Genomic DNA, 19726 nt, shown 5'->3' with positions numbered 1-19726 from the left:
AAAGCCAAGAACTGACCAAAGCTCAGCTTACCATGAGTCTGTTGATAAGAACTATATATATGCACCTCTATTAACTTCAAGTATCCAAATAAGGTTATTGGGTAATGTGATGAATTACCTTCGTTTTTGGCTATTTGTTAAGTAGAGTTTCTTTATCTTTTGCTTGATGGCAAACTTAAACAAATAATATCAGAGTCAATTTTTTGCTGGTCATTGGCTGAAACGTATATTTATTCCCTGAATAATGAATTCGTTTATTTCACTTATGCGATATTAATGGAGCTGGTTATTCGCACTAATCAAAGCTTATTGCTTAAACCTTTTACCTTGGTAACGTCTTTTGTGGCGTTTTTGTTTGGTTTGGTTTTAACCTTTTTCGTTGCAGGGAAAATGGCTGAGACGGAGTCTGTTAAGTTGGAGGCGGCTTATAACGTCACCTTTAATCAAGCCGTCGATGCCGTCGTTGGAAAAATAAATGCCTACGAGGAAATGTTACGGGCAACCCAGGGCTTGTTTTATGTATCTCCAGATTTATCTCGTGAGGATTTTGCCAATTTTTATCAGAGCTTGAAACTGGAAGAAAATTATCCGGGTATTCAGGGACTGGGTTATGTGGTTGCGCTCTCTCCAGAACAAAAGCAGACGCATATTAATGCTGTAAGACAATCCGGGATGATGAGCTATGATATTTATCCGCAAGGAGTGCGGGATAAATATACCTCAAACCTTTACATCGAACCTGTGACCAAAAAAAATATGCGGGCTTTAGGTTTTGATATGTATGCCGACAACACTCGTAGAGAAGCCATGGAGCAAGCTGTCAATACCGGCAAGGCAAGCATTACCGAAAAGGTATTTTTAAAACAGGATGGTTCAGACTCGACCATCAATGGTTTATTGATGTATCTGCCGGTGTACATCGACGCAAGTGAATCAGATGTGGCAATTGATCAGCGAACTATTCATTCTGGCTGGGTCTATGCGGTATTTCGTATTGATGATGTATTGCAGGATGTGTTGGTTACACATAAGAATGTCGGCTTGCTGAATATATATGATGATGGGGCCGATAAAACCGAAAGTCTGTTATTTTCTTTGCCCGGAATTGCTTCCGAAGATTCATTCAGTTTACAAAAAAGTTACGAGGTTGGTGGCCGGACATGGTCATTTGTTGGCCAACCAGATCGGGAGTTTGCTCATTCGATTGTGCGTAACAATACATGGATAACCTGGATAATCGGTATCGTTATTTCTCTGTTGTTTGCACTGGTGATTGCGGCCATTGCAAAAAGCCGGGTAAACGCCATTCGCATTGCTTCTCAAATGACCAAATCCTATCGGCAGAATGCACGGAGACTGGCGCTGGCAACAGAGGCGGCTGAAATTGCAATCTGGGAATGGGATGTGGAAACAAATATCATTATGTTCGACAGCATGGCGAGCACGGTATTTGGTTTTACAAACTCAACTGAGCATATGGATTACACGGAATTTGAAAAATTGATCCATGATGCGGACCTGTTGCCTTTCCGAGTGGCTGTAGAACAGTCAATTAAACAGCATAAATCCTTTGAAATTCGTTCTAGAATACTTCATGGTTCCGAAATTCGAATGATACATACTTCAGCCGAACTATATTTCAACGATGCTGGGCAGCTGCTTTCTCTGGTCGGTGTCAGCTATGACATCACCGAAGACTGGCAACATCAGAAAATGATTCTGGAAACCGAACAACGTTGGAAACATGCTTTGGAGGGCAGTGGAGCCGGGGTCTGGGACTGGGATGTTACCAATAATGTTGTGGTGTTCTCTGACAAATTACTGGCCATGCTCGGCTATGCCCCGGGTGAAATCATCGGTCAGATGGAGCACTGGCTGAAGTTAATACATCCTCAGGATATCGAGAGGGTAACCGCTGATATCAACCGGATGTTAAGTGGAGAAAAACCGGAATATCGAAATGAACACCGCATCCTCAGTAAGGATGGCAGTTGGAAATGGATGCTTGGTAGTGCCACGGTTGGTGAACGTGATACGCAGGGAAATCCGATTCGCGTTATTGGTACCAAAATCGATATTTCGTGGCGCAAACAGGCTGAGCTGGCACTGCAACAAAGTGAAGAGCGTTTCCGCAATGCGTTTGATACCGCCGCAATAGGTATGGCAATTGTTGGTCTTGATGGTCGTTGGGTCGAAGTGAATGGGGCACTCTGTCGGATGCTGGGATACAGCGAAGAAGAGTTGATGGATAAAACCTTTGTCGATGTGACACATCCAGACGATCTGGATTTGGATCTTGAGTATGTGCGGAAATTACTCAATGGGGATCTCGAACACTATCAGATGGAAAAGCGCTATTTTCATAAAACGGGTGATATTATTTTTGTGTTGCTGAGTGTTTCGTTAGTTCGCAACGAAAAGGGCGAGGTCATCCATTTTATTTCACAAATTGAAGATGTAACCGCCCGCAAATCTGAATCGGATCGTATTCGGCAGATGGCATATCACGATACCTTAACGGGGCTGCCAAATCGCCGATTGTTTGATGAACATATAAGCCATACGCTGGCTCATGCCAAACGGGTGGGCTATCCAATAGCGTTAATGTTTGTCGATATTGATCATTTCAAACAAATTAACGATACCCATGGTCATGATGTGGGTGATGAGATTCTTAAATCCGTCGCTGACAGAATGACACACTGCTTACGTCAGACAGACACCTTAAGCCGCGTCGGTGGTGATGAATTTGTTATTTTACTCACGGAGCTCAAAAAGCCAGATGATGCAAAACTAGTGGCAGAACATATTCTTGAAACGGTATCTCAGCCCTTGCATGTTAATACTCATGACTTTCATATTACCCTGAGTATCGGGGTAGCAATCTTCCCGGGGGATGCTGAAAACGAAACGGTCAGCGAGCTTACCAAAAAGGCTGACTTGGCCTTATACGAGGTGAAATCAGCTGGACGTAATGGGGTGCACATATTCGGTTCAAATCACCTTATCGCTCAACTCTGACAGCCAGAATAATCAGCTTAATCCGTTTCCTGTTCTACCGTCAGCTTGGTTAATTTGCGGCGTAACAGGTTGGCAAACATATTCAGTTTGGGTCTTTCGTCACTGGTGAAAGCTACTGGCCGAATATGTTGCATCGCATGGATACCGATTCTGGCCTGATAGAGACCCACCCCAAATCCTTGTGCGACACTGCCCAGAATCTTGCCACCTAAACCGATGCCGACCTGCTCAGAGAAAAAACTGATGCCCGCCTGACTGGCATAACTGCCAAGTGCGATTTTGCAGACCCTCAGATTTAATCGCCATTGGGCCAAGCGATTTAATCTGACGCCATAAATCATATTGATCTGGTTAATCATTTTCAGTGTTTTCCAGACCACTAACAAAGAATCCACAACGGCCAGCTGGCTGACCGCAATCATTGCTGCACTGCTGATACTGGTGCGTTCAATAATATGGATTGCCTGGCGATCCAGCTGCCGGTAGAAGTCTTCACTGATACGATAGACAACCTCACTGTCATTAAGATAGTCAGGCAGCTTGTCAACGCAGGGTTTTAATAAATCAGCCTGTGGCTGACCATCATAGAAAGTTTCTAGCGAATTCAGCCATTTTTTTGCATTGCCGAGATGTTGTTCATGAACCAGTTTATCAGCCTGTTCGCGGATCTTCTCGGCTCGTTTAAGCTGTTTCTGGTTGCGGCGATACACCAGCAATTGCTGTAATACCAGGCCTGCTAAAAAAACAGCGAAGGCACTGAAGGCTAACCCCATGGCTTTACTTTGTTGCCAGAGCATTTGAGCAAAATCAACTACATCCCAGGCCAACATACCGATTAACAGAATGAACAATGTGACGATCAACCACTTCAAACCGCGATTACGACGCGGTGGTATCAGCAGTGTGTCTTCAAAATCGAGCAATGGATCGGTTTCCACCGAATCAGGCAGGTTTACCTCGTTGTTTTCAGAGTGAACTTTGAAAAAGTTTTCCGTTTCCTCGGGGGATATATCCGCTTTTTGCTTAGCTTCCTGTTGTGGTTTAGGTTTAAAAAAATCTTCTGTGGAAGCCATCAGAATTTATCTCCAATCAGATCCCGTAAAACCTTATCCATCCGAATATGAGCCAGACGGCCGCCCATTATCAAGTCAGGATTAAGCGGAGCCCGAAGTACAGGCGGATTCCAGCGGGATAACTGATGCCACTGATCGGCATCAGGCAGTTTATCGGGAATAGCAGGGTGGCGTAATTCGCCATATTGTCCATCCAGCAATCTGGCGGTCAGATGATCATTATGATCATGTGTCGTTCGCACGGCGGCAGCCACTTCCGTTTCGATTTCAATACGATTTCTAACCGATTGTGGGCAGATATGACTGATTATATCGTCGCATAGACGACGCAAAGATTCGTGTTGATTCATTAAAATTCGATCCGGCTTGGATGCCAGAAACAGAATTTTTTCGACCTGAGGGCTGAATAAACGGTTCAGAAACGCATTATGCCCCACGCGGTAGCAATCAATAATCCGGCTGAACGCAATGACCATATCATCAAATTTTTCCTTACCGCCACTCAATGCTTTCAGGACATCGATCAATACCACCTGACGATCAATGCCCCGGAAAAATGTTTTATAAAATGGCTGAACAAAGTTTTTCAGATAGGTTTTATAGCGCTGCTGCATGACTTTGTATAAGGAGTCTTCATCGGCATTGTCCAATGCTTGCGGACTGAGCGTTTGCAGGTTGAACAATGGAATAAACACTGGAAAGTCTGTGCTGTCAGGCAATAATGCCCGGCCAGGCTGAATAAATGTCAAACCGGCGGTTTTACAGGTCACCAGAAAACTTCGATAACGGACAAATAACGCTTCAATATGTTGTTCATCGATTGGAGCGAGCGGATCCAAATCATTAAACTCTTTTTGCATCTCTGCAGCGAGTTGATGACGGATACCTTTGGAACAGAGTGCTGCAGTATCCATACTCCATTGCCGATAATCCTGCTGCAACATGGCAATATCAAGCAACCACTCACCTGGATAATCACGTAATTCCAGCGTGAATCGACGGGTTTCCCCTGTGAAGGTCGGCAACATGGATTTCTTTTTGAATTCAATGATTAACCGGCAACCGCTGATATGAGTAGTTGATGGTGGCCATGCAGGTGGATCATCTGCCAGGGCCTGAATTCCCTGTTGATAATCGAATAGTGGTAAATCATCCAGTGGCTGTAATTCGACATTTAACAGGCGCTCATCTCTGGCTGGCAGGAAGCCTCCCAGATGCGCATGATTGGAATATTTGAGCTGGTGAATAAGACTGGTAATAAAAGTTGACTTGCCACTACCGCTAAACCCGGTAATGCCAATACTTAAATGTTTATCGAGACTGCGTGCCACCCATTTGCTAGCTTGTTGATCAATTCCATCAAGTGTTTTGTTGAGACGCAGCCCCAGTTTTTCTATCTTTGAATTCATAGGTATCAGCTTACATCAGACGCTTGCTGTCTGTCTGAATTAAGAAGCAGTCGAACGTTTGTCATGATACATGCTGTTATCAGCATGCAGAATCAATTCATCAGCATCCTTACCATCATGGGGATAACAAGCAATACCAATGCTGGCACTGATACTCAGCATTACTCCATCATTTAATTCATAAACAACAGCTAACTGCTCCCGTAGCTTTTCGGATACTTGCAGGGCTTCATCAAGATTACTGTGGTTAACAATAATGGCGAATTCATCCCCCGCTAATCTGGCCGCTGTGTCTGACTGACGAATAGATTCACGAATACGTTGTGCCACCAGAATCAGCAATAAATCGCCATTGAGATGCCCATAGGTATCGTTTACCTGTTTGAAATCATTGAGGTCGATATAAAGCAGACAAAAAGGCTGCTTATATCGGGCTGACTCGGTAATGGCCTGATTCAGTCGATCATAAAACAGCACCCGATTGGGTAACTGAGTCAGACTGTCATGCGTGGCCTGCCATTGCAGGGCATTTTCGGACTTTTTACGCTCGGTAATATCAATGACAACTACCAGCATTCTGTCCTCGTTAATTGGCGAGGAGCGGGCCATGAAAAAATGCTGTTTGTCTGAAATAGTCAGTTCGTATTCGTAATAATCACTTTCTCCACTATTCAGCGTTTTTTGTAACGCCAGTAACGTCCGCTGTGCCAGAAAGTCAGGGAATGTTTCACTTATATGTTTATTTATAAAGTCCTGTTCAGACATCATTAAAGGCACACTATCGCCGTGTTCAAAATCAATGATTTTGCCATTTTTATCTATGGTAAACAGAAGATCTGGAATGGCTTTTATAATCGCCTGATTACGCTGATAGCTTTGTTGCAGTGCAGCTTTGCTCTCAATCAGCTGTTTGTTTATATCCAAACGCCGGCCAATTAACCAGGCGGTGGCCAGAATCAGCAACATCAGTGATAGGGCGGTCAAAGAACTGTTACGTATATGCGAAAACCGGTAGTTGGAAATTAACTCATCGACTACGGCTCGTTTTTCGCCAACAAAAACGTGTAATTGCCATTTGGGCAACGTTTGATAGGCAAATTGATAATCACCGCTGAAATGCTGATAAATACCTTCACCTGTTAAGGGTAATTTGTCTTTATCACTGCGATCTTTTACGTAATCCAGAGTCTGTCCCACTTCGAAGTTTCTAAAAGGTACTCGAAATACAACCTCACCTTCTTGGTGAACAATTGATGAAAACAGCTGGGCATTGACACTGATGCCACTGAGGGCCAATGAAAATGTTTCGATATCGATAACTGCCGCAAGCACCCCTTGAAAATTATCGTCCGAATCATAAAGACCACGACTGATCACCATCACCGGATCCGAATGACCCCGTCCAGGTAACATGGGTTTTGAAGTAAAAACGCCATCCGTTTTTGAGCTCTGATGCACTTTAAAATAGTCACGACCCGATAAATCCAGCTGACTACGCTGATGTTTGGGATAGCGTAACAGCCCATCCGCATTGATATGCAATAAAGCCTGCATTTCAGGATTATTTTGAGAATATTTCTCAAGGAGATAGGTATGAGGCGATGAATTTTTAATAAAATCCGGATGTGAACTGATGAGTTTCAACGTTTGGTCAATTGCTTCCAGTTTGGATTCCAGTAGCTGGGTCTGCATCAAGGCCAGCAACTGACTGCGTTGTGCGATTTGTTGGTTTATCTGTGTTGAGTAGGCTGATAACTGTGATTGATAATTTTGATAAATCACCAGTAACATCAGCCCAATCAGCACGAAGGTGTAGAGCAATAATTTGCTATGAATCGGCGAATGTAATTTTAGAACAGGTTTAGCAGCCACCGGACAAACCTATTAGAGACTGCAGTGGCGATCGACGGAAAATGACCCCCGTTCGCTGGATCGAAATATGAAAAAAGCTGGGTCAATACAAAACAATGGCGTTATCTCGGCAAACAGGACTATTAAATTCTGCTTCAAACTATAGCATTAAATAAAAACTGAATTGGAGTTGACATAGTTAGTTGGCTAACTATAAGCTTGCTGCCATGTTGCAAGTTAAAGATATTCCTAACGCTGAAATATTGCAGAAGTTTGCCGATCGTTACCCGCAAACCGACATCAAAAATGTTATGACATTTTTGAATCTGCTTCGGGTGGGTTCTGATTTATCTCTGGGATTAAACAGCTATCTGGCGGAATATGACTTGTTACAGGGTCGATGGTGGGTTTTGCTATTGCTGATGCGAGAGGATAACCTGAGTTCAACACCCTCAGCGCTGGCTGAAAAAGCGGGGGTTTCACGGGCCACCATGACCGGCTTATTAGATGGTTTGTTACGCGATAAATTAATCAGTCGCGTACATGGCAGGCAGGACAGGCGTCAGATATTGATTCGAATGACCGTTCTGGGACAGGCAAAACTTGATGATTTAATGCCGGGATATTATCAACGTGTAAATCAATTAATGCAGGCGCTGAGCGAAACCGAAACAACCCAACTGATGTCGTTACTGAAAAAAGTTTATCAGCGACGGCATGTTTTTGAAGATGAATCTCATCTTAAATAATGTTCAAAAAAAGGAATCTCTATGAAAATTGTAAATCGTTTATTACCCCTGAGTCTGCTTATTCTGGCAGTAAGTGCATGCAGTAATCCTGGGGCCGATTATGATGCACAGGAAGTCATTAATTCTGCTAATGAGCAGTGGAATGCTGCCTTTAACGATAAGGATCTCGATGCATTAACTGAGCTATATGCATCACAGGCCACTTTATCACCTGGTGATGGCAATGTATTGAATGGCCAACAGGAGATTGCGGCACTGTTTCAGGGATTTTTCGATAATGGTTTACACAATCATAATATAACCACTATCGCGACTTATTCCTCTGCAGGACAAGTCAGTCAATTGGCTAACTGGTCAGCAGATGTTGAAGGTGAAAATGGTGAAACGATGACATTTAATGGTGTTTTGATGACAGTTCTGCAAAAGAACGACCAGGATGAATGGGAAGTCGTTTCACATATCTGGAATATGGCTGAATAAACCCAACAGTCTTTTGCAGCAGAAAAAAGCCGGTCTTAATGTCCGGCTTTTTTTATGCTTGACAGATATTGAAAGGAAAACTTGCCTAAGCCACAAAGGCTATGCTAAAAACCCTAATGATTTTATGGTTTTTTTAAAAGGATATTTTCCGGTGAGCGCCTTACTTAAGCAACAAAGACACTCTCTTTTGGAAATGCTGTTTGATAGAGTACATGAAGGCATTATTATTACCAATACCGACAATATCATTGTTGATGTGAACGATACATTATGTGCCATCACCGGTTATAGCAGAGATGAATTAATCGGCCAACAACCCAATATTCTTAGTTCAGGCAAACAAAGTTCAACCTTTTACAGCAAAATGTGGCAAAGCCTGTCAGACAATGGATATTGGTCGGGCGAGGTCTGGAATCGTAAAAAAGACGGTTCATTTTATGCTGAAGTGCTGACGATTCATCGCACTATTGATCCGCAGACGGGGGAGATGTTTCATTTGGGGCTGGTCTCCGATATCACCATGTTAAAGCAGCATCAGGCCGAATTGGAGCGTCTGGCGCATTATGATGCATTAACTGCTTTACCCAATCGAAATCTGCTGGTGGATCGCTTTGAGCAGGCGATCGCCCACAGTAATCGTACTCAAACACTATTAGCGGTATGTTTTCTGGATCTGGATAACTTTAAACCCGTCAACGATGAGCTGGGACATAACGCCGGTGATGAATTACTGATTGAAGTCGCGCAGCGTATAAAGGCCATGTTACGTCAGGATGATACGGTTTCCCGTTATGGTGGCGATGAGTTTGTCATGCTGCTTGGTGAAATTAAAAACCGTCAGGATTGCGAACTGTTATTGCAACGATTGACTGAAGAGCTAAGCCGCCCCTATCTGATTGATAACAACACCATCCGTATCAGTGCCTCAATTGGTTATACCGTTTATCCATTTGATCAGGGCTCGATGCAAACCCTCATAGAGCACGCTGATCAAACGCTTTATAAAGCTAAACTGGACGGTAAGAAAACATTTCGCATGTATGAAACAGGCAATGAAGCCTGGCGTGATGAAAAAACCGAGCAGCTTTATGCTATTCGTCAGGCTTTGAGTGAAAACCAGTTTCAGTTATACATGCAGCCAAAAATCAATATGTGCAGTGGAGAAGTAGTTGGATACGAAGCACTGATTCGCTGGTTGCATCCTGAAAACGGACTGGTATTTCCGCAACAGTTTTTACCTTTAATCAATGGCACATCGTTGGAAATTCAGTTAGGTGAGTGGGTCATTCGTCAGGCGTTAAGTTATCTACAACAATGGCAGGCTGACTCTAAACAATGGAATATCAGCATCAACCTGTCGGCCTATCATCTTGGAAGTAATGGGTTTTTACAAAGACTTGGCGAGATCGTTACAGAGTTTCCTGCGGTGGATTTACAGTATTTTCAATTTGAGATCCTGGAAAGTCACGCCCTGGATGATCTCAGCCTGATCGTTGATGTAGTGCGTCGTTGCAGAGATGAATTCTCTATCGCAACAGTGCTGGATGATTTTGGTACAGGATATTCATCTTTGAGTCATATCAGGACTTTGCCGGTATCTGCGGTAAAAATTGATCAGACATTTGTGCGGAACATGCTGAATGATGTGGATGACTGCAAAATTGTAGAAGGTGTTATTGCACTGGCCAGATCATTTGATTTGGAGGTTATTGCAGAAGGGGTGGAGTCACTGCGCCACGGACAGATTTTGCTTTCAATGGGCTGTGAACTGGCTCAGGGGTATGTGATTGCCAAACCGATGCCAGCGACTGAATTAACGCATTGGAAGCAGCAATTTGAATTGCCTGAAGACTGGTTCAGTTATCGCTATCATCGTCAGCATTTGAAATGGACACAGTTAAACCTGTTTTACTTATATCTGGAGTTAAGTCTGGAAAGCCTTGAACAGCGTTTTGAAGTGGATCCCGAAGAACTTGAACTGTGGCCAACGCTGTCGATTAAACAATCGCATTGTGGTGTCTGGTTAGAGCGAACAGAAAATCTCCAACTTATTGATAAAGAGTGCCTACAAATTCTGAAAGAAAAATATCGCAGTTTTCATCACCTGTTAACCATGACTATCAAACTCTATCAAGCCGGTAAAAAACAAACGGCCATGCAGAATTTCCAATCTCTCAGAACACGTTATCAGGATATGCATCAGTATGTGCATGCCAAACTAATGCAGATGCAGCCAGCTGAATTGAATACAGACAATTTGCAGGCTTTAAAAAGGAATTAGGGCCATTGTGGCTTTGGTCAGCCTCTGCTGGCGTCTATTTTTTGTCCAACAAGGCGGAAATGATGTGAGGTAGTTGTTGTTCTACATAAGTCTTTTACAACGCAGTCGGGCTGAAAAACAGTCTTAGCCCTGCGGGAAGTGACTGAAAATGCACGACTCCGTATTGCCCGTTTTTTATTTAGAATGACTACAAAAACGCTGGGAGTGTTTTTGAGCGTTAGCCCTAAAAGGGTGAGATACATGGATGTATCTCACAAACTATATCCCTCGCGCCTTGATTGGTGCATCTTCAGTCACAACAGAGGCGGCTATGAAAGATAAACAGACCCTAGGATCCTTACCGTAAATTCACTATGATTGAAAACTTTGTTTAGTAACGGACTGGCCGGAATGCAAAATCGGAAGAGAATTTTCACGCTGACAATCAGTGCGCTGGTTTTGCTGGGATTTATGGCCACCAGTCTGATTGGCTATTTTGTGGCCCGGGATTCCACCAGTGATCAGTTGCAAAAACAAATGCTGCCGCTCACCAGTGATAACATCTACTCCGAAATTCAGCGTGACCTGTTGCAACCCTTATTAATCTCATCATTGATGGCGAATGATACTTTTATGATTAACTGGGCTGAGAATGGAGAACAGGATCCCGAGCGCTTATCTGAATATCTGGCGCAGATACAACGAAAATACAATACGATTACCGCTTTTTTTGTTTCTGAAAAAACACGCAATTATTATCATCCCAAAGGCATTATCAAACAGGTTGATGAGTCTGAACCGGCTGACAGCTGGTATTTCAACACGCGTAAAATCAACACGGATTACGATATCAATATCGACTGGGATACTGCAGAACCCAATCGCATGAGCATTTTTGTGAATTATCGCGTTCTCAATCAACAAGGTGAGTTAGTCGGGGTAACCGGTGTTGGCCTGTCGATGGAGTCAGTTGCTCAACTGATTGAAAACTACCAACGACGCTATGGAAGGGAAATCTATTTTGTTGATCGTCAGGGTGAAATTACCTTGCGTAGCAGTCAGTTTCAAGATGATATATACCTGCAAAATAAAGCGGGTTTGGACCAATTGTTTCTGCAGATCCTCAGTAATCCGAGCGCATCGGTGAGCTATGCGGCCAAAAACGGTAACACGATCTATTTAAACAGTCGTCTGGTTCCAGAATTTGACTGGTTTTTGATTGTCGAGCAAATCAACGATCCTGCTGCAGACCGGATTGAAACAGCTTTATGGATTAATGTCGCAGTTTCTCTGGCAATCAGTATCTGTGTGCTAATGCTTGCTCATTTCACTATTCGTGGCTATCAGCGTCGTCTTGAAATGATGGCGACCAAAGATAAACTTACCGGGGCGACCAGCAGACAGGTATTTGACTGGGTATTTAATAAAGCCCAAAAAACTGCGTTGCGTAAGGATTGGTCTTTATCAATGATCGTACTGGATATTGATCATTTTAAATCGGTCAACGATAAATACGGTCACCAGTTTGGGGATCAGGTACTCAAGTCTGTGTCTCGATTGATAAAACAAAAAGTACGCGATGTAGATGTATTGTGTCGCTGGGGTGGTGAAGAATTTTTATTATTGTTGGAAAACTGTGATCAACAACATGCAGCAAGGGTGGCAGAAACGATTCGCGAAGCTATCAGTGAACATAAGATCCGGATTAAAGATGACAGTATCAGCGTTACCATCAGTGCTGGTGTGGCAGAGTATCAACTGGGAGAAAGCATGGATAATCTGATTGAACGTTGTGATCACGCCATGTATGAGTCGAAAAATAAAGGACGTAATCGTATTACCGTTTATTAAAATAGCCTCCAGCAGGGGTGGAAATGTAAGATAAATAGGCCCAATTCACCATCTTTGTGCGTAGTGCACCATTTTGCACCACAAAGTCGCATGTTACTTACCTGTTTAAAATTAATATTCAATTAAATTAATAAGTTATCTGTTGGCACAGTGCTTGCTCAAGCATATTTAGTCGAAATGCAGGAGCAATCCATGAAAGAAAAATTAGTGCTGATTGGTAATGGTATGGCCGGTGTGAGAACACTGGAAGAATTACGCAAGTTAGCACCTGAAAAATATGACATTACCGTTTTTGGTGATGAGCCTTACGGTAACTACAACCGTATCATGCTGTCCCCGGTGCTGGCTGGTGATAAAACGATTGATCAGATAATGATCAATGATCGGCAATGGTATATCGACAATGGCATTACCCTGCATGCCGGTAAAAAAATCACGCATATTAATCGAGTAAAACGCCAGCTGGAAACCGCAGAAGGCGAAGTGTTTGACTATGATCGCCTGTTGCTGGCCACCGGTTCTCGTCCATTTATGTTGCCTTTACCGGGTCGTGATTTGCCTGGTGTTATCAGCTTCCGGGATATTGCTGATGTCGATACCATGCTGGAAACCGCTAAATCTCATAAAAAAGCCGTTGTTATTGGCGGTGGTTTACTTGGTTTGGAAGCAGCCAACGGTTTGATGATTCAGGGTATGGAAGTCACCGTGGTACATATTGCCGATGTGTTGATGAATCAGCAATTAGATAAACCGGCATCTGATCTGATGTTGCATGAGTTAGAGGCCAAAGGACTGAACTTCCTGATGTCGCATGAAACAGCAGCGATTGAAGGCAAAAAACGGGTTGAAAAAGTCGTTTTTAAAAATGGGACCGAAATCGATACCGATCTTGTAGTGATGGCAGTAGGTATTCGCCCCAATATTGAACTGGCACAATCTGCCGGTATTCATTGTGAACGCGGTATTGTGGTGGATGACACCATGCAGACCTTTGATCCTAAAGTTTATGCAGTGGGTGAATGTGTACAGCATCGTGGTTCAACCTTTGGTCTGGTGGCCCCATTATTTGAACAGGCAAAAGTCTGTGCTAACCATCTGGCTCAAATGGGTATTGCTCGCTATGTCAGCTCAATTACTTCCACCAAACTGAAAGTCACCGGCATTGATTTATTTTCTGCCGGTAACTTTATTGGTGATGAAAGCACTGAAGATCTGGTGTTTAAAGATGCCGCCCGCCATATCTATAAAAAGCTGGTCATTCAGGATGACAAACTGATTGGTGCGGTTTTATACGGTGATACTGTCGATGGCGCCTGGTACTTCCAGTTAATGCGTGATGGTACCGATGTGTCCAGTATCCGTGAGAATATGCTGTTTGGTCAGCACCATATCGGTGATTCTGGTCATGGTGCAACCAATTCTGTCGATGGCCTGCCGGATGATGCTGAAATTTGTGGCTGTAACGGTGTCTGCAAAGGCGATATTGTTAAAGCCATCAGTAAACACAGCCTGTTTACCCTTGATGAAGTCAAATCCCATACCAAAGCTTCTGCATCATGTGGTTCCTGTACAGGTCTGGTTGAGCAATTACTGGCATCGACGCTTGGCAGTGACTTTAACGATACGCCAAGCAAAAAACCCATGTGTGGTTGCACCAGCATGAGTCATGGCGAAGTGAAAAACGCCATTAAAGAACAGAGTTTGAAAACCATTTCTGATCTGATGGTTGCGCTGGAATGGAAAAATGCTGATGGCTGCCACTCATGCCGTCCCGCATTAAACTATTATCTGCTTAGTACCTGGCCAGACTATCAGGATGATCCACAATCACGGTTTATAAACGAGCGGGTTCACGCCAATATCCAGAAGGATGGTACCTATTCAGTGGTGCCCCGGATCTGGGGTGGGGTGACCAACGCCAATGAGTTACGTGCTATTGCCGATATCTCCGATAAATATAAGGTGCCTACGGTTAAAATCACTGGCGGCCAGCGTATCGATTTACTTGGTGTGAAAAAAGACGATCTGCCGAAAATGTGGGCTGATCTGAGTGAAGCCGGTTTTGTTTCGGGTCACGCTTACGGTAAATCTCTGCGTACCGTGAAAACCTGTGTCGGTTCGGAATGGTGCCGGTTTGGTACACAGGACTCCACTGGCCTGGGTATCAAGGTGGAAAAAATGACCTGGGGTTCATGGACACCGCATAAATTCAAGATTGCCGTATCAGGTTGTCCACGTAACTGTGCTGAAGCCACCATCAAGGATTTCGGTATTGTCTGTGTGGATTCCGGTTATGAACTGCATGTCGGCGGTAACGGTGGTATCAAGGTTCGTGCGACCGATTTCCTGTGCAAAGTCGCGACTGAAGAGGAAGCGATGGAATACTGTGCAGCCTTTATGCAGCTTTATCGTGAAGATGCGCATTATCTGGAACGTACCGCACCATGGATTGAACGGGTGGGACTTAAAAGCGTGCAGGCCAAAGTGGTTGATGATCATGACAACCGTAAAGTCCTGGCACAGCGGTTTTATGCGTCACAGGAAAAATCGCAGGACGATCCGTGGGCGGAACATGCTGCCAAACAGCGCGAAAACTATATTCCCATCAAGCAAGTAGGTTAACAACAAATGCAAAATTGGACAGAAGTAGGACCGGTAGAAAGCGTACCGCAAAAAGGCTCACGAGTGATGACCACACCGGATGGGGATGTGGCGATTTTTCGGACCAGTGGGGATGAGGTATTTGCCTTGTTTGATCAATGCCCACACAAAAAAGGCCCGCTGTCTCAAGGGATTGTTTACGACAAACGTGTCGCCTGCCCATTGCATAACTGGGTGATTGATTTAAGCAGTGGTGAGGCCACTGGTCCAGACGAAGGTTGCACCCGATCATTTGATACCAAAGTCGAAGACGGCCTGATTTACATTGCACTCTGAGGATTGACTGTTTTGGCACAACACGCGACACAAACAACTTGTCCCTATTGCGGCGTCGGCTGCGGCGTTTTAGCGACACCGCAAACGGATGGTACGGTCGCCATAAAAGGTGATCCGGCCCATCCAGCTAATTTAGGGCGCTTGTGTTCGAAAGGTTCTGCCTTAGGTGAAACCGTCGGTCTGGATAACCGTTTATTGTATCCACAGCTAAATGGCAAACGGGTTGACTGGGATAACGCACTGGACCATGTCAGTGACCGGTTTAAACAGATCATTGATGAATATGGGCCGGATGCAGTGGCGTTTTATGTGTCGGGTCAAATTCTGACCGAAGATTACTATATGGCCAATAAGCTGATGAAAGGCTTTATTGGTAGTGGCAATATCGAGACCAATTCCCGTTTGTGTATGTCATCCGCCGTGGCCGCTCACAAAAGGGCATTTGGCAGTGATACGGTGCCCTGCAGTTATGAGGATCTTGAACAGAATGATCTGCTGGTGATTGTCGGATCGAATACTGCATGGTGTCATCCTGTGTTGTTTCAGCGTATTACTCAGGCCAAGCAAAACCGCCCAGATATGAAAGTGGTGGTGATTGATCCACGTAAAACTGCTACCTGTGATATTGCCGATCTGCATCTGCCATTACGGCCCGGTGCCGATGCGTTTTTATTTAATGGTTTGCTGAGCTATCTCAAACAGCATGACTGTATCGATTGGCATTATCTTGAGCAATATGTGGAAGGCTTTGCTTCATCACTGGATTCGGCGGGCAAAACCGCCGCCAATATTCCACAGGTGGCACGTCAGACGGAATTATCCGAAGCTGATATAGCGAAGTTTTATCAACTGTTTGCCTCTACTGAAAAAACGATCAGCCTGTTCTCCCAAGGCGTCAATCAATCCACCAGTGGCACCGATAAATGTAATGCCATTATCAATTGCCATCTGGCCACGGGCAGGATTGGCAAAGTGGGCATGGGCCCATTTTCTATTACCGGCCAACCTAACGCGATGGGTGGACGCGAAGTCGGTGGTCTGAGTAATCAGCTGGCTGCTCATATGGAAATAGACAAACCGGAACATCATGATCGTTTGTCACGTTTCTGGAACACCGATCGCTTAACCAACACGGCCGGTCATAAAACTATTGAGATGTTTCAGGCAATAGAGCGGGGCGAGATCAAGGCTGTCTGGATTATTGCCACCAATCCGGTGGTGAGTATACCGGATGCTGATCAAGTCAAGAGAGCATTGGAAAAGTGTGAATTGGTCATTGTCTCTGAAATTGAAAAGCAAACCGACTGCACCGAATTTGCTGATGTATTGCTGCCGGCGCTTGGTTGGGGCGAAAAAGACGGCACTGTCACCAACTCGGAACGCCGTATCAGTCATCAACGGGCTTTTCTACCAGCACCCGGTGAAGCTAAAGCCGATTGGTGGATGCTCAAGGAAGTCGGCAAACGTATGGGCTTTGCTGAACAGTTTCAGTTTGAAACGGCCGTAGATGTATTTCGTGAACATGCCAGATTGTCAGCATTTGAAAATCAGGGTGAGCGTGATTTTGATATCAGTGCCTTGGCTAGTATTACTGAGCAACAATATGCTGCTCTGCAGCCGATTCAGTGGCCAGTGACCGAAAATGCGCCTCAGGGCACGGCCAGAATGTTTGCCGATAATCATTTTTATACCACCTCCGGTAAAGCCAGAATGATTGCGGTTGATCCGCATTATCCGCAAAACGAAGTGGATGATACCTATCCTTTGGTGTTAAACACCGGCCGTATCCGTGATCAGTGGCATACCATGACCCGCACTGGACGGGCGCCAAGATTAAATGCTCATATCAGTGAACCGATGATTGATATGCATCCAGTTGATGCCGGACACTGGCAAATTCAGAACAAGGCACTGGCTCAAGTTGAGAGCAAATGGGGAAGACTTACCGGGCGGGTTAATCTAACTCAGGATCAACGACCTGGGAGTATCTTTGTACCGATTCACTGGAATGGTCAATTTGCTTCGCAGGCACGTGTCGATACCTTGGTTGCACCGATAACCGATCCGATTTCCGGGCAACCCGAGTCCAAACATACACCGGTCAATGTAAGACCATTTTTACCGCGCTGGCATGGCTTTATTTTATCCCGCCAACCGTTGAGCCTCACTGAAACAGCCTATTGGGTCAAGGTGAAAGGTCAGCAGTTCTGGCGCTATGAACTGGCCGGTGAAAACTGGGTAGAGCAGCCACTTGAGTGGATCCAGAATATTACTGAGCAGCAAGGTGAGTGGATTGAATTCAGTGATCAGCGAGCTGGCCGCTATCGTGCTGCCAATATTGTTGATAACCAGTTACAGACAGTGATGTTTCTGGCTGCAGATCATCATCTGCCGGAACGTGGCTGGCTGTCACAATTATTTACTGAACAAACTTTGGATGCGACTGCCCGGCAAAGTCTGCTGGCAGGCCGTCCAGGCCCTGGACAGCAGGATAAAGGCAAAATGGTTTGTGCCTGTTTCGGTGTAGGTGAAACCACGATTAAAGACGCTATCCGTAAAGGTGAAGCCAAATCAGTTGATGATATTGGTCGATGTTTAAAAGCCGGAACCAATTGTGGTTCATGCATTCCCGAATTAAAACAGCTGTTGGCTAATTCCTGACAGATGTTATGGCAGAGCCTGTTTCTGCCAACCTAAATTGACGAGTGTTGTGTATTTACGATGATGCATTGCCCTCTGAACCGCCCAGCGCGTATGCAGCCATAACGACGTGGCAAATCAATCTCTATTTTTTTGATATTTCGGTCGCCGAAGGTATTTCCGCGGCCCGTAAATAAGGAAGGATCATGTCAAAATTACCTACATATACTGCAACGACGTTGATGGCGAGCTTCATTGGTACATTTTCAATGACAGCGGCTGCAGCGGAACAAGACAGCTTTATTGAGGCTCTGACTGGCGGAAAAGTCAGTTTTTCTGCCCGTGCCCGTTATGAGGCTGTTGAACAGGATAATGCTTTGAAAGATGCTGATGCGTTTACTGTCCGTTCGACCTTGGGCTATGAAACCGGTCGTTTAAATGGTTTTGGTGCATTTATCGAGTTTGAGAATGTTACTGATTTGGGTGGGGATAACTATAACAGTACAACAAATGGTGAGACTGAATACTCAGTGGTGGCAGATCCAGATGGTACTGAAGTCAATCAGGCTTATCTGAGTTATCAGGGCTTTGATACCGTAGCGAAATTTGGCCGTCAACAAATTACCTACCGGGATGCACCGTTCCATCGCTATATCGGTAATGTGTTATGGCGGCAGAATCATCAGACTTTTGATGCTTTTTCTCTGCAGAATAGTTCGTTGCCAGATACTAAGTTGAGCTATGCTTTTGTTAATAAAATCAACACTATATTTGGTGATGATCGTGATGCTGGCATTATAAGAAATGGTGTAATTGATGTTGAAGCTCATTTGCTTAATGCCCAATACAGCGGTTTACCGTTTGGCAAGCTGGAAGGCTATGGATATTTGCTGGAATACGAAGATGCAAAAGCGACATCCTCTAAAACATTAGGAGCGCGGCTCAGTGGTGCACCAGCAATTAATGATAGCTGGAACCTGGTTTACAGTGCTGAATATGCCCGTCAAAGCGATTATAAAAGCGGCACCATGGATGCTCAGGATTATTATCTGGCAGAACTGGGTGCCAAGCATAAAGGCTGGATGGCCAAACTCTCTTATGAAGTACAGGAAGGGGATGGTACGGACAGTTTTAAAACACCACTGGGTACCAATCATGCGTTTCAGGGCTGGGCCGATCAATTCCTCAACACACCTGCGCAGGGTCTGAAAGACACTTATTTAACAGTCGTTGGCAATGTGATTTTTGGAGCCAAACTGATTGTTTCCTACCACGACTTTGAAACGGATCAGGACAGTCTGGATGCCGGTAATGAACTGGATATCCTGTTGGAAAAAACCTTTAACCAGCATTACACCGTGGGTGTGAAATACGCTGATTATCAAGCGGATGATGAATTTCAATCATTAGTGGATACCGAAAAGTTCTGGGTTTACGGTCAAGTAAAATTCTAAT

Annotated in this window: 12 protein-coding genes; 9 read left to right on the top strand and 3 right to left on the bottom strand. The window is 44.5% G+C overall.

Annotated features, from left to right (window positions below):
* Nucleotides 1–276: 276 nt before the first annotated feature.
* Nucleotides 277–3021: a sensor domain-containing diguanylate cyclase gene (locus B3M51_RS12475; RefSeq protein ID WP_292759634.1), complete on the top strand. Its 2745-nt coding sequence runs from the start codon at nt 277–279 to the stop codon at nt 3019–3021.
* Between the two features lie 17 nt (nt 3022–3038).
* Here the strand turns inward: B3M51_RS12475 and B3M51_RS12470 are convergent, their stop codons facing one another.
* Genes B3M51_RS12470 through B3M51_RS12460 form a run of 3 tightly spaced genes read right to left on the bottom strand, consistent with a single transcriptional unit; the run spans nt 3039 to nt 7375 of the window.
* Nucleotides 3039–4094 carry a YcjF family protein gene (locus B3M51_RS12470; RefSeq protein ID WP_292759633.1) on the bottom strand — a complete coding sequence of 352 codons (1056 nt, stop codon included), beginning with the start codon at nt 4092–4094 and terminating at the stop codon, nt 3039–3041.
* A complete protein-coding gene (locus B3M51_RS12465; protein ID WP_292479514.1) occupies nt 4094–5503 on the bottom strand; it encodes a YcjX family protein in 1410 nt (469 codons plus the stop codon). Before B3M51_RS12465 ends, B3M51_RS12470 begins: the two co-directional genes overlap by 1 nt.
* A gap of 39 nt (nt 5504–5542) precedes the next feature.
* Nucleotides 5543–7375, bottom strand: a complete 1833-nt coding sequence (locus B3M51_RS12460) for a sensor domain-containing diguanylate cyclase (RefSeq protein ID WP_292759631.1) — start codon at nt 7373–7375, stop codon at nt 5543–5545.
* 182 nt (nt 7376–7557) lie between these two features.
* Between B3M51_RS12460 and B3M51_RS12455 the strand changes: the two genes are divergently transcribed.
* From B3M51_RS12455 to B3M51_RS12420, 8 genes are all read left to right on the top strand, one after another.
* On the top strand, nt 7558–8103 hold the full coding sequence (locus B3M51_RS12455) for a MarR family winged helix-turn-helix transcriptional regulator (RefSeq protein ID WP_292479512.1): 546 nt from the start codon (nt 7558–7560) through the stop codon (nt 8101–8103).
* Between the two features lie 21 nt (nt 8104–8124).
* On the top strand, nt 8125–8583 hold the full coding sequence (locus B3M51_RS12450; RefSeq protein WP_292479511.1) for a YybH family protein: 459 nt from the start codon (nt 8125–8127) through the stop codon (nt 8581–8583).
* 151 nt (nt 8584–8734) lie between these two features.
* Entirely contained in the window at nt 8735–10864 is a 2130-nt protein-coding gene (locus tag B3M51_RS12445; RefSeq protein ID WP_292759628.1) for a putative bifunctional diguanylate cyclase/phosphodiesterase, read from the top strand.
* Between the two features lie 390 nt (nt 10865–11254).
* Nucleotides 11255–12694, top strand: coding sequence for a sensor domain-containing diguanylate cyclase (locus B3M51_RS12440; RefSeq protein WP_292479509.1), 1440 nt, complete (start codon nt 11255–11257; stop codon nt 12692–12694).
* Between the two features lie 192 nt (nt 12695–12886).
* Nucleotides 12887–15316: a nitrite reductase large subunit NirB gene (gene nirB, locus B3M51_RS12435; protein ID WP_292759626.1), complete on the top strand. Its 2430-nt coding sequence runs from the start codon at nt 12887–12889 to the stop codon at nt 15314–15316.
* Between the two features lie 6 nt (nt 15317–15322).
* Nucleotides 15323–15631, top strand: a complete 309-nt coding sequence (nirD, locus tag B3M51_RS12430) for a nitrite reductase small subunit NirD (protein WP_292354121.1) — start codon at nt 15323–15325, stop codon at nt 15629–15631.
* Nucleotides 15632–15643: 12 nt separating this feature from the next.
* Nucleotides 15644–18292 carry a nitrate reductase gene (locus B3M51_RS12425; RefSeq protein ID WP_292759624.1) on the top strand — a complete coding sequence of 883 codons (2649 nt, stop codon included), beginning with the start codon at nt 15644–15646 and terminating at the stop codon, nt 18290–18292.
* 185 nt (nt 18293–18477) lie between these two features.
* Nucleotides 18478–19725, top strand: a complete 1248-nt coding sequence (locus tag B3M51_RS12420; protein WP_292759622.1) for a hypothetical protein — start codon at nt 18478–18480, stop codon at nt 19723–19725.
* The last annotated feature ends 1 nt before the right edge of the window (nt 19726 follow it).

The organism is Methylophaga sp. UBA2689 (assembly GCA_002354555.1).
Lineage (GTDB): Bacteria > Pseudomonadota > Gammaproteobacteria > Nitrosococcales > Methylophagaceae > Methylophaga.
Note: the sequence above shows the minus strand (reverse complement) of the source record. Positions and strands in the feature narration are given on the sequence as shown.